The sequence below is a fragment of the Chryseobacterium defluvii genome (assembly GCF_014204415.1).
GTDB classification, from domain to species: Bacteria; Bacteroidota; Bacteroidia; order Flavobacteriales; family Weeksellaceae; genus Chryseobacterium; species Chryseobacterium defluvii_A.
This window is the reverse complement of sequence record NZ_JACHLE010000001.1, coordinates 786,341-798,130: the sequence shown is the minus strand read 5'-3', so window position 1 is coordinate 798,130 and position 11,790 is coordinate 786,341. Positions and strand designations below refer to the sequence as shown.

Annotated in this window: 9 protein-coding genes; 4 read left to right on the top strand and 5 right to left on the bottom strand. The window is 38.7% G+C overall.

Annotated features, from left to right (window positions below):
- The first annotated feature begins 75 nt into the window (after positions 1-75).
- On the top strand, positions 76-225 hold the full coding sequence (locus HNP38_RS03580) for a hypothetical protein (RefSeq protein ID WP_184184572.1): 150 nt from the start codon (positions 76-78) through the stop codon (positions 223-225).
- Between the two features lie 216 nt (positions 226-441).
- Here HNP38_RS03580 and HNP38_RS03575 read toward each other — a convergent pair whose 3' ends face one another.
- The 3 genes from HNP38_RS03575 to ccsA form a co-directional block, all read right to left on the bottom strand.
- The gene (locus tag HNP38_RS03575) at positions 442-636 is read right to left on the bottom strand and encodes an Arc family DNA binding domain-containing protein (RefSeq protein WP_184184569.1); all 195 of its coding nucleotides are present in this window, start codon (positions 634-636) and stop codon (positions 442-444) included.
- Positions 637-704: 68 nt separating this feature from the next.
- Positions 705-1,571 carry an SPFH domain-containing protein gene (locus HNP38_RS03570; RefSeq protein WP_184184565.1) on the bottom strand — a complete coding sequence of 289 codons (867 nt, stop codon included), beginning with the start codon at positions 1,569-1,571 and terminating at the stop codon, positions 705-707.
- 279 nt (positions 1,572-1,850) lie between these two features.
- Positions 1,851-5,129 (bottom strand): cytochrome c biogenesis protein CcsA, encoded by a 3,279-nt coding sequence (gene ccsA / locus HNP38_RS03565; RefSeq protein ID WP_184184562.1) that lies wholly within the window; start codon positions 5,127-5,129, stop codon positions 1,851-1,853.
- A 228-nt stretch (positions 5,130-5,357) separates the two neighbouring features.
- Here ccsA and HNP38_RS03560 point away from each other — a divergent pair, with 228 nt between their 5' ends.
- From HNP38_RS03560 to HNP38_RS03550, 3 genes are all read left to right on the top strand, one after another.
- Entirely contained in the window at positions 5,358-7,880 is a 2,523-nt protein-coding gene (locus tag HNP38_RS03560; RefSeq protein ID WP_184184547.1) for an FtsK/SpoIIIE family DNA translocase, read from the top strand.
- 79 nt (positions 7,881-7,959) lie between these two features.
- Positions 7,960-8,607 (top strand): LolA family protein, encoded by a 648-nt coding sequence (locus HNP38_RS03555; protein ID WP_184184544.1) that lies wholly within the window; start codon positions 7,960-7,962, stop codon positions 8,605-8,607.
- Positions 8,608-8,724: 117 nt separating this feature from the next.
- A complete protein-coding gene (locus HNP38_RS03550) occupies positions 8,725-10,176 on the top strand; it encodes an LptF/LptG family permease (RefSeq protein WP_184184541.1) in 1,452 nt (483 codons plus the stop codon).
- Between the two features lie 232 nt (positions 10,177-10,408).
- On the opposite strand, the gene frr is transcribed toward HNP38_RS03550, so the two are convergent.
- Both frr and pyrH read right to left on the bottom strand, forming a co-directional pair.
- The gene (gene frr / locus HNP38_RS03545) at positions 10,409-10,963 is read right to left on the bottom strand and encodes a ribosome recycling factor (protein WP_184184538.1); all 555 of its coding nucleotides are present in this window, start codon (positions 10,961-10,963) and stop codon (positions 10,409-10,411) included.
- A gap of 107 nt (positions 10,964-11,070) precedes the next feature.
- On the bottom strand, positions 11,071-11,778 hold the full coding sequence (pyrH, locus tag HNP38_RS03540; protein WP_184184535.1) for a UMP kinase: 708 nt from the start codon (positions 11,776-11,778) through the stop codon (positions 11,071-11,073).
- Positions 11,779-11,790: the final 12 nt, after the last annotated feature.

The following is an 11,790-nucleotide window of genomic DNA, read 5'->3' as shown; positions in this document are numbered from 1 at the left end:
AATTTTTTTAACAGGTTTCTTATTTGGACTCATTCTAAATATCGTATCTTTGCCCCATAATTTTTAATTTCAGTAATGGAAAATCCTCAGGAAAATAATTCAAAGTTCAAAAAATGGTTCAAGCGTGTCGGTTGGGCGGGGCTTGCTTTTTTCACCATTAAAGGCTTGGTCTGGCTGGTCATATTCTACTTCGGCGCAGATACGCTTCAGAGCTGTATAAAATAAACAAAAGCAGAGAAATTTTCTCTGCTTTTTCATTGGTTAAGGTTAATTAAATTGTCATCCTTTCCTTCCAATATCTGTCATTCTGAATGAAACGCAGTGTAATGAGGAATCTCTATTCACAGGATACTTTAGATTCTTACAGAATGACAAAGATTATGCTTCATTTTAAGGTTAATGAATTGTTTAATCTGTTCTGCCTTTTTTAGCCTTAGGTAACTATTCTTTTTTCTTTCTTCCGGCATTCACCAGGCTCTGATGAAGCAAATACTCAATCTGTCCGTTCACGCTCCTGAATTCATCATTGGCCCATTTCTCCAGAAGTTTGTAGGTGGACTCATCTATCCTGATCACGAAAGATTTTTTACCTTTCTGTGTATTTTCGGAAGAGTTTTGAGCTTTTTCGGGTTTCATTGATTTAAAATTTTTAAACGCACAGAGCGTTAAGTTTTTAATACGGATTAATTATTGGCTTTTCATTATTAATTATACAGAGTTCCTGCATTCAGGATAGGTGTTGCTGCTTTTTCTCCGCAAAGAACAACCATTAAATTGCTTACCATTGCTGCTTTTCTTTCATCATCAAGTTCTACGATATTTTCAGCAGACAGCTTTTTTAAAGCTAAATCCACCATACCCACGGCTCCTTCCACAATTTTGGTTCTGGCAGCTACGATTGCCGTAGCCTGCTGTCTCTGAAGCATGGCTCCTGCTATTTCCGATGCATAGGCCAAATGGGTAATTCTCGCCTCCTGGATAACAATGCCTGCAGGCGACAGCCTTTCTAATAATTCCTGCTCAAGAATTTTATTTACCTGGTCTCCTCCATCTCGGAGGGTAAGTGCTGCATGTTCATCTTCGAGGTTATCATATGGAAAACTTACGGCCAAATGTCTTACCGCCGCCTCACTCTGCATTTTCACATAATCCGTATATCTTTCCACTTCATAAGCTGCTTTGTAGGTATCTCCTACTTTCCAAACAATTACGGCTGCGATCTCAATAGGGTTACCCATTTTATCATTTACTTTCAGGGTCTGTCCCTGTAAATTCTCGGAACGGAGACTGATCTTTTGTGATGAATACAAAGGATTGATAAAAAATAACCCGTTATCTTTTGCCGTTCCCACATATTTTCCGAAGAAGTTCAATACTCTTGAATGATTGGGCTGAATGATCATTAAGCCTTTCAGGAAGAAGCAGGAAAGCAGAAAGCAGACGATGGATAAAATGACAAAAGTGATATTCTGTTCTACTCCCATTATGAATAAATAGATGGAGGCGGCAAATAATACTAAACAGATCACCAATGTTAAGTAACCGGACATAGGTTTTAGAATTTTTTCCATGATTGTAATTTTAAAAAATTGATATTATTTTGATATCATAAAGATATATATAAGTTTTGAATTATGAGTTATGAATTTTAAGTTTTTTCTGTTTTAATATTCCAGATGCTTCAACTCGGCTCGGTATGACTTCATAATACTAACAAGTTTTTAAGGTGAATTTGTTACCATGTCATGCTGAGCGGAGTCGAAGCATCTGCTTAATTTTTTAACACTTATTTTTTTGGATAAAAAAATCCCGAAAAAAATTCCGGGATTCTATCGTATTTAAATTTTGAATTATTTTTTCAAAGTTTTTGTCAACGCTTTAAACTTAAAATAAGATATAGCTGACAGGGCAATCATAGTGGAAATTCCAATATAAACCCATGCCGGAACCGGAACCGGATCTCCTGCTGCGTAGGAATGCAATCCGCTCAAATAATAATTGACTCCGAAATACGTCATAACCATTGAACAAAAAGCAAACATGGCTGCTACATGGAATGCCCATCTGCTTCTCAATCCCGGAACAAGTCTCATATGCAGTACAAAAGCATACACCATGATGGAAATGAAGGCCCAGGTTTCCTTCGGGTCCCAGCTCCAGTATCTTCCCCAGGATTCATTAGCCCAGATCCCTCCTAAAAAGTTTCCTACCGTTAAAGCAAATAATCCGATGGTCAATGACATTTCAGAAACAATAGTCAATTCCTTTAAGGTAGTATCATGATGGATCTGGTGCGTATTTCTGCCTGAAATAATGTAAAATACCAGACAGATCACAGCTATGATCATTGAAAGGGCAAAGAAACCGTAACTTGATGTGATAATGGCTACGTGAACGATGAGCCAGTAAGATTTCAATACAGGAACAAGCGGAGTGATCTGTGGATCAAGTGCAGAACCTCCATGCGCAAATCCCATCATAATAACGGCCACCATAAATCCTGCTGCCGGGATCAGGGCATTTGAGTTTCTGTAAAGCAGCAATCCCGCCGAAATCCCTACCCAGGAAATGAAGATAATGGCTTCATACCCATTACTCCACGGTGCGTGTCCTGAAATATACCATCTTGCCACCAATCCTAAGAAATGCAAAAGATAGCCTAGTAAACCAAGGGCGATAATACCTTTAATAATCCTGTTTAAAATTCTATTCGGTTTGAACAATTCAATAAATCCTAAGATCAAAAGCAATCCACCAATTAAAGTATAGAAAATCAATAATTTGAAGTTGATATTCACTTTATTCATGAAAACTTCCAGGTCAACTTTGGATTTCGCAGGAACAACACTTTTGCCCCATTTCTGCTGATATTCTGAAAGCTTTGCCAGCTCCGTATCTGCCTTGCTCCAGTTTCCGGACTGCTGTGCTGCAAGCACTTCCGCAAAGTATGGCCCCATCACCTGCTGTGACTCCATATCCGGTTCGAATTTCTGGTCCAGCCATGAATGCCATGTGTGGTTTGGGTCATTTTTTACGGGAACAATTCTCATGAACTGTCCGCTGAAAAATTCATTAAAGATCTGTACCCTTTCATTAACCGAAATAACCTCTTTGTCATAATTGGTTTGTTCAGCAGGCTTTTTACGGAATGCTGCATTATAATCATGTTCAAGAATATATGTAAGATTTCCGTTAGCATCCGCCGGGAAAAGGTTCATTAAGGAAGTATATCCATCATCATTGGCTTTTGTCTTCTTTTTCAGCTCATCCCCTCCTTTTGTCCCGATTTTAATAATAGGAACCATAGTCCAGCTTGGAGTGTCGGTATTGATGGATAAGAACCATTGATTGGCAGTAAGGGATTTTCCGTCTGTTCCTTTAAACTCATCCTTTTTATACAGCTTTCTTAAAATATCCAAAGCTTCTGTATTGATCGGAACAATTCTTCCTTCAAAATTCTGCACCAGAAGATACCCGAATTTATCAGCATGCTCTTGACTGATCTTATTTCTGCCGATGATCTCATCAGGAGAGATCATTCTCATTTTGCTCATTGGTGTTGCCAGAGAGTTCTGCTTTGGGACAGCACCATCAAGCGGTTGTGCAGATGGAGCAGGTGTGTGATTATGCCCGTCTCCTTCTACGTGGATATGTTCCCTGCTTCCATCGGTTGTTCCGTGGGTTTCAATTTTCTGAGCATTTAAACCTAAGCTTAATAATAGTAAAACTATAGTTACTGCTCTTTTCTTGTTCACATCTGTCAACATTTTATTAAGTTTCCAGAAATGAGATCCTTTCCAGAAAAAAATCAGGAACATTCCTAAAAATAAAAATGTATATCCGATATAAGAGATCAGAGTCCCCCAGTAATCATGGTTTACGGATAGTACGGTTCCCATCCTGTCAGGATCAAAACTGGCCTGGAAGAAACGGTATCCGCCATGATTTAAGACGTGATTCATATAAATTTTATAAGGGATCTGTTTCCCTTGGTCAATAATTTTAACATGGCTTTCATAAGCACTCGGCGATGAGCTTCCCGGATAAGTCTCCATCACGAAATCATCCAGTTTCAGGGCAAAAGGTGTATTGTAAACCTTAGGGCCAAATCCGACCATAATGTTAAATCCGTCCATAGTCACCTGCTTATAAGCATTCGGGTTTCCTTTTTCAACTGAAAGGTCAACCAATTGCTTGGTCTTAGGGCCCTGGATTTCTACGGTAAGCATATCCGGAACATTCACGTCTTTCTTCCTGTCGCCTTCAAAAGCTAATAGTTTTCCTTTTCTAAGGCCCTCAGGCACTACCAGCTTCAGTTCATTAATGCTATACAAGCTTCTCAGTGCCAAAGGCTGGAATTCATTTTTTCTGGTATTTCCCGTAGCCTGGGTTGCCATCGTCATATAGGTTGCATCCACAGGGGTTTTAATAAATAATTTTCCGCCCTCATTTTTAAATTCAACTGCGCCTTCAATAGCTCTGTTGAACGTTACCAATGTCCCGTTGATCGACTTGGTTTCTCCCTGTTTAATATAGATATTCTGTCTTCCGGTCTGTCCTGTAGATACTAAATGAAGGTATTCGGCACCATTAGGGTCTGCGATCAGGCTGTCTTTTTTTCTCTGGACATAGTCTTTGGCAAAAATCTTGACCTTTTTTCCGTGGAAATCATAAGTTGCTTTAAAATCCTTATGTAAAGGAGACATTAAATAAGGAATATCCTGATAGTTGAGAACATCGCCTTTTTCTTCGATCTGGATTTTAAAGAAATTTCTGTCGGTCACAATCTCATTGGAGGTTTCTCCTTCCCTGATGTGCATGGTTCCTTCAAAACTGATGTATCTTGTAATAGCTCCGCCAATAAAAATAAGCACGAAGGCAAGGTGAAATACCAGAACAGGCCATTTTTCTCTCCTCCAGAGCCTGTATCTTCCGATATTTCCGATGAAATTCAAAATAAGCAGGAACATGATCAGTTCAAACCATTTGGCTTCATAAATTAATGCTTTTGCAGTTGGGGTTCCGTAGTCATTTTCTAAGAATGTAGCATAAGCCATCGCAAATGCATAAACCAGCAATAACACAGCCATTGTTCTGGTTGAAATAAGAATATCCTGGAGCTTCTTCATGATTTTTTTACTTGACATGCAAAAATAAGGATGATTAATTAAAAGGTCGATAAAAAAAACTGTTATTTGTCATTTTAAAGCCTGTTGATCCTTATTTTGATTCATTCTTAATAAGGTTGGTTTTTAAGCAGAATATCAGGAAATTCTGCTTTTCAGCCGAATATATTTTTCAGGGAAAAAAGATTCTTTTAATCTCGAAAAAACATTAAATTTGCCCACATTGATATTATGGATAGAAAGACACAAAACAAACAAGCGGAATCGCCTGAAAAAGGCAGAATTTTATCTAAGCCACGGATATTTTTCGGGCTTACCTTTATACTTTTTTCTGTGGTGCTTACCTTTTCGTTCATTTCTTATCTGATGAACTGGAAGGCGGATCAGAGCCAGGCGGGGACCATGCTGGATAAAAGTATACAATCTTCGAATATTTTCGGAAAGGTGGGTGACTGGCTGGGAAATATCTTTATATTCGAAAGTATTGGGGTTGCCTCTTTTATCATTGCATTTTTATTTTTTGTTTTTGGAACGCTGATCCTGAAAAAGAAGATTTTCAAACCTTGGAAAACGGTTGGGCATTCTTTGTTTTTTATCTGCTGGCTTCCCATCTTTATGGGAGCTGTTACCAAAGGGCAGGGCGTTTTAGGCGGAGTATACGGTTACCAGGTTATGGATTCCCTTAAGGCTATTATAGGAACTGTGGGGCTTTGGCTGGTATTGGCAGCAAGTATCATTTTGTACTTCATTCTGGAGTTCAATCTTCGTCCAGGCTCTATTAAAGCCAGGTTAGAAGAAATTAATGAGAATACGATAGGAAGGGTAAAATCCATGATGCCGAATTCTGATGAGAACTTCGAAGCGGACAACGAGCTTGAAGAAGAGATGAAGGATGCACCATTGAATGTTTCAGTAACGGATACTACAGATAACAGTAAGGTACAGGAACCTGTAAGTGTTCCGAAAGGTTTTCCGGAAGTACCGGTTTCAACTAATTTTGAACCGATAGTAACTCCTAACCAGACTTCTTTCGAGGAAGAAGATCAAAAAGATTTTTCACAATCTGTCAACCTGAACCTTAATACAAAACCTACAGCACCTATTTCCACTCCGGAGCAGGCTTTTGAGGCTAAAACTTCAACGGCACAAAAAGAAGACATTAAGTTTAATGTTGAAGTAGCTCCTGTAGTGGATATTTTGGATGATTCAGAAAGGAAATCCCAGGAACTTGTTGAAAAGCACGGTTTGTATGACCAGAAGCTGGATCTGGCTAATTTCCACATGCCTTCGGTAGATCTACTGAAGGATTACGGAAGTGAAGAAATTTCCATTAATAAAGAAGAATTAGAAGAAAATAAGAATAAGATCGTAGGCCTTTTAAAGAACTTTAATGTAGGAATTGCTGAAATTAAAGCCACGATCGGGCCTACTGTTACCTTATATGAGATCGTGCCGGAAGCAGGGATCAGAGTGGCAGCGATTAAAAAACTGCAGGATGATATCGCCTTGAATCTTTCTGCATTAGGGATCAGGATTATTGCACCAATGCCCGGAAAAGGAACGATTGGGATCGAGGTTCCGAGAAAAAATCCTACTATGGTTTCCATGCGTTCTGTGATTGCCTCACAGAAATTCCAAAATACGGATATGGATCTGCCTGTAGTATTCGGGAAGACGATCTCCAATGAAATTTTCATGGCAGACCTGTCTAAAATGCCTCACTTACTGATGGCGGGGGCAACTGGTCAGGGTAAATCGGTTGGGATCAATGCTATCCTTACTTCCCTACTCTATAAAAAACATCCGAGTGAGTTGAAGTTCGTGATGGTAGACCCTAAAAAGGTGGAACTTTCTTTATATTCAAAAATTGAAAGACATTATCTTGCCAAACTCCCAGATACGGATGAAGCCATTATTACAGATACCAATAAAGTGATCAATACACTGAATTCTCTATGTATTGAGATGGATACCCGATATGATCTTCTTAAGAATGCTTTCTGTAAGAATTTAAAGGAATACAATAAAAAATTCAGCGAGAGAAAATTGAATCCTGAGAACGGACACCGTTATTTACCTTATATAGTTCTGGTAGTTGATGAATTTGCAGATTTAATTATGACTGCCGGAAAAGAAGTTGAATTGCCTATTGCAAGACTGGCTCAGCTGGCAAGAGCTGTAGGTATTCACCTGATTGTTGCTACCCAAAGGCCTTCCGTAAACGTAATTACGGGGATGATCAAAGCTAACTTCCCTGCAAGAGCTGCTTTCAGGGTAATATCCAGTGTAGATTCAAGAACGATCCTTGATTCGCCGGGAGCAGATCAGTTGATTGGTAAGGGAGACATGCTTTATTTTAACGGAAACGAGATCCTAAGGCTTCAGTGTGCTTTTGTTGATACTCCGGAAGTGGAAAGAATTGCGGAATACATTGGAGAGCAAAAAGGATATGCTTCTGCATTTATGCTTCCTGAATATGTTTCCGAAGACTCTTCAAGTACTGTAGGCGCATTTGATCCAAACGAGAAGGATGCTTTATTTGAAGAAGCAGCAAGAATTATCGTTTCTACCCAGCAAGGTTCTACTTCTATGCTTCAGAGACAGTTAAAACTGGGGTACAACAGAGCAGGCAGAATTATGGATCAGCTGGAAGCAAGCGGTATTGTAGGAGGATTTAACGGAGCTAAAGCAAGAGAGGTTTTGATCAGTGACCTTCATTCTTTGGAACAGTTTTTGGAAGATCTGCGTAATTAAAAGGAAAAACATTATTGTATTTAACTTTTGAGATCAGAAAATGTCTAAAGCTTAAAAGATTATTTAATTAGTAAAAAAAATGAAAAATATAATATCAAAGATCATATTGGGGAGTTTTGTTGTAGGAGCAGTCGGATTGGCCAATGCACAGAAGATTGATGCAAAAGCTAAGAAAATATTAGACGATATCACATCGAACTACAATTCTAAAAAGAATTCCTATTTTAAGTTCTCTTTCGGAAGTGGTATTAACGGGCAGGTAACTAAAACAGAACCCGGAATCTATTATTCTGCAGGAGATAAGTATAAACTGAAAATCATGGAGACGGAGCAGATCTTTGATGGCAACAAGATCTACAATATCAATACCGAAGATATGGAAGTAACGATTGCAAAACCTAACGGAAGCAGCATCATGTTCTCCCCTATCAATTACCTTACAACGTACAGGAACGAATATAATGTAACCTATGGTGGTAAAAAAAAGGTGAACGGTGTGAATACGGATTTTATTAAACTTACTCCTGTAAAATCCAACGGATTGAAATACGTTTATCTGTTTGTAGATTCAGCAAAAAAACAGATGGTAAAACTGGAGCAGCACGGAACCAATAAGGATGTTGCCGTAATTGCCATTAAAGAATACAAGGAAAATCAGGAGCTGAATCCGAATATGTTTGTTTTTGATAAGAATAAATTTAAAAATTACATCATAACGGAATTGTAAAACCGCAAAAAGGCAAATAAGCAGTTTTACCCTTCTGCCTTTTTACTTAATTATAAAAAATCATAAAATATAAAAAGCCACAAGTAAAGTTTGTGGCTTTTTGATTAATTTTGGCGAATGTTTAAAATACTAGACCGATATATCATAAAAACCTTCTTCGGGCCTTTTTTCTTTATATTCAGTGTATTGTTTTTCATCTTTATTGTAAACATTATCTGGGTTCAGTTGGGTCAGTTTATGGGGAAAGGATTAAGCTACTGGCAGATCCTTAAACTTCTTTTTTACCTCGGGGTAAGTGTTATCAGTATGGTAATGCCGCTTACGATCCTTTTGGCAAGCATCATGTCATTCGGGGAGTTTGGGGAAAGGTATGAGCTTGCTGCCATGAAGGCTGCCGGAATTTCCTTGACTAGGGTAATGATGCCGCTTTTGGGGGTGTCGGTAGGCCTTGCCGTTTTACTGTTCTTATTTTCCAATAATATCATTCCCGATTTTCAGAGGAAGGCAAAGAACATGCTTTTTAATATAGCACAGACAAAACCGGCTCTTAATTTTACTCCGGGACAGTTTATCGATCAGATCCCGGGATATATGGTAAAGTTTGATATAATGAACGATACCGGTGATGATATTGAAGGCGTTTTTGTTCATAGAAAAGCAAGCACGTTTGAAAATCAGCAGACCATTGTTGCCCAAAAAGGAAAGTTTGTCCCTGCTGCCAATAGCAATTATCTTAAGCTGGTGCTGTACAACGGATATGTATTTGAAGATAATTTTGCCGGGAAATCAGACAATGTAAGGATGAAACAGCCGGATCAGGCTATCAAATTCGATACCCTTGTCTCCCACTTTGATATAAGCCAGATCATTAATAAAGCCATCGAAAAGGAACAGATCACCGATGATTACCGTTTCCAGACCTATGGGCAGCTTGATGAAACCATTCAGAAGGCCAAGAAAGAAAATGATAAGTTTTTTACTACCCTCAATAATGATGTGATCAGCCAGACCAATACGGTGGTAGCTTACATGGATAAAAATAAAGCCAAGGCCCCCGTAAAATCCCAGATCAAACTGGATACTTTAAAAACGGATAAGAAGCTGGAGGTCCTTTATAGTGCCTATAGCCGGCTGGATAACCTGAAGTCGACACTGGAAGGGAAAAGCAACGACATCAGGCCGAATGTGAAATATTTCAGCAAGGTGATCATTTACCAGCAAAGGATCATTTCCTATTCTGTTACCTGTATTATTTTCTTCCTCATCGGGGCCAGCCTGGGATCCATTATCAGGAAAGGAGGTATGGGAGTTCCCGTTATTATTGCCATTGTTATCTTCATTATTTTCTATGTCATGAATCTGGGAATAGAGAATATTGCATGGAGCGGAAAAATGAATCCTTATCTTGCGGCATGGCTTCCTAACCTGATCCTTTTGCCTTTCGGAGTATGGATGACCTATAAGGCGCTTACGGATTCGCAGCTGTTTGATGCTGAAAAGTATAAGGCATTATTCAAACCGATCACCCAAAGATTCTCCAGGAATAAAGAGCATAAGAGGTATCAGTAAGCTCATTGAAAAATTGAAGCATTAAAAGATTGAAAGATTCGGAAATTCCGGATCTTTTTTTGTCTACAACAAATATTTGTCATTCTGACGAAGGAAGAATCTCAATCACAGCATTTAAACTCTTCATTTTACTTGCGAACTTAGTTCGAAGACTACCAGCTTAATAGTGGATTATATAAAAAAGAGGTTCCATTTTTTGGAACCTCTTTTTTATATTTTCAGAACTGAAAAATTATACTTTCATAATTTCCGCATCTTTTATCTTAAGGTGATCGTCACAAACTTTCACATATTTATCCGTAAGAGCCTGAATATCTTCTTCTACACCTTTAACGACATCTTCGGAAACACCTTCCAGCCTTTTAAGCTCTTTTAAGCCGTCCTGTCTCGCATTTCTTATCACTATTTTTGTTTGTTCCGTTTCCGCTTTAGCCTGCTTTGCCAGATCTCTTCTCCTTTCCTCTGTCAAAGGCGGAACATTAAGGATAATATTCTCCCCGTTGTTAGAAGGAGCGAAACCTAAATTAGAGTTGATGATCGCTTTTTCTATAGCATTGATGGCTGTTTTGTCCCAAGGTTGAATAGAAATCGTCATGGCATCCGGTACAGAAACGTTGGCAACCTGGTTGATGGGAGTCGGAGCTCCATAATATTCTACCATAACATCCTGAACCATTGCCGTAGAAGCACGTCCTGCCCTGATCTTTTGAAATGCGTGGTCCAAATGCTTAATAGCTGCGTCCATGTCCTGTTTTACAGATTCTAATATAAGATCTAATTCTTCCATTATATAATTAAAATTTGATAGGTTACACATTTTATAATGATGATTGATAAATTGATGAGCAATAAGCAATAGGTAATGAGTAATAATTCCTGCCGCCTAAGCGCTGTTTATAAATCAACTAAAGTCCCAACATTCTCTCCGTCTACAATTTTTTCCAAATTCCCGTCCTTGTTCATATCAAAAACAATAATAGGCAATTTATTTTCGTGACTTAAAGTAAATGCCGTCATATCCATTACTTTAAGATTCTTTTCAAAAACTTCATCGAAAGATAAAGAATTATATTTTATGGCATCGGCATTCTTTTCAGGATCACTGTCGTAGATCCCGTCTACCCTTGTTCCTTTTAAGATCACATCAGCCCCGATCTCGATAGCCCTTAGAGTGGCAGCAGTATCAGTAGTAAAATAAGGATTACCGGTTCCTGCCCCGAAGATCACTACCCTGCCCTTTTCCAGATGTCGTACCGCACGTCTTTTAATAAAAGGTTCAGCCACTTTATCCATTTCGATCGCAGACTGAAGTCTGGTTTTAATTCCTGCATCTTCCAAAGCACCCTGTAAAGCCATCCCGTTGATCACCGTTGCCAGCATTCCCATATAATCTCCCTGTACCCTGTCCATTCCTTTTGCAGCTCCTGCCACTCCGCGGAAAATATTTCCACCTCCTATTACAATGGCCACTTCACAGCCTTTATCCACTACTTTCTTGATCTCCATTGCATATTCCTGCAGCCTTTCATTATCAATACCATATTGTCTGTTCCCCATTAAGGCCTCACCACTAAGTTTCAAAAGGATTCTTTTATATTTCATCTTTAATTTTTA

What these genes read in the sequence shown, in the direction of transcription:
- HNP38_RS03555 (WP_184184544.1), top strand. Translation starts at nt 7,960, where the DNA reads ATGAAAAATATAATATCAAAGATCATATTGGGGAGTTTTGTTGTAGGA.
- HNP38_RS03575 (WP_184184569.1), bottom strand. Translation starts at nt 636, where the DNA reads ATGAAACCCGAAAAAGCTCAAAACTCTTCCGAAAATACACAGAAAGGT.
- frr (WP_184184538.1), bottom strand. Translation starts at nt 10,963, where the DNA reads ATGGAAGAATTAGATCTTATATTAGAATCTGTAAAACAGGACATGGAC.
- pyrH (WP_184184535.1), bottom strand. Translation starts at nt 11,778, where the DNA reads ATGAAATATAAAAGAATCCTTTTGAAACTTAGTGGTGAGGCCTTAATG.
- HNP38_RS03580 (WP_184184572.1), top strand. Translation starts at nt 76, where the DNA reads ATGGAAAATCCTCAGGAAAATAATTCAAAGTTCAAAAAATGGTTCAAG.
- ccsA (WP_184184562.1), bottom strand. Translation starts at nt 5,129, where the DNA reads ATGAAGAAGCTCCAGGATATTCTTATTTCAACCAGAACAATGGCTGTG.
- HNP38_RS03560 (WP_184184547.1), top strand. Translation starts at nt 5,358, where the DNA reads ATGGATAGAAAGACACAAAACAAACAAGCGGAATCGCCTGAAAAAGGC.
- HNP38_RS03570 (WP_184184565.1), bottom strand. Translation starts at nt 1,571, where the DNA reads ATGGAAAAAATTCTAAAACCTATGTCCGGTTACTTAACATTGGTGATC.
- HNP38_RS03550 (WP_184184541.1), top strand. Translation starts at nt 8,725, where the DNA reads ATGTTTAAAATACTAGACCGATATATCATAAAAACCTTCTTCGGGCCT.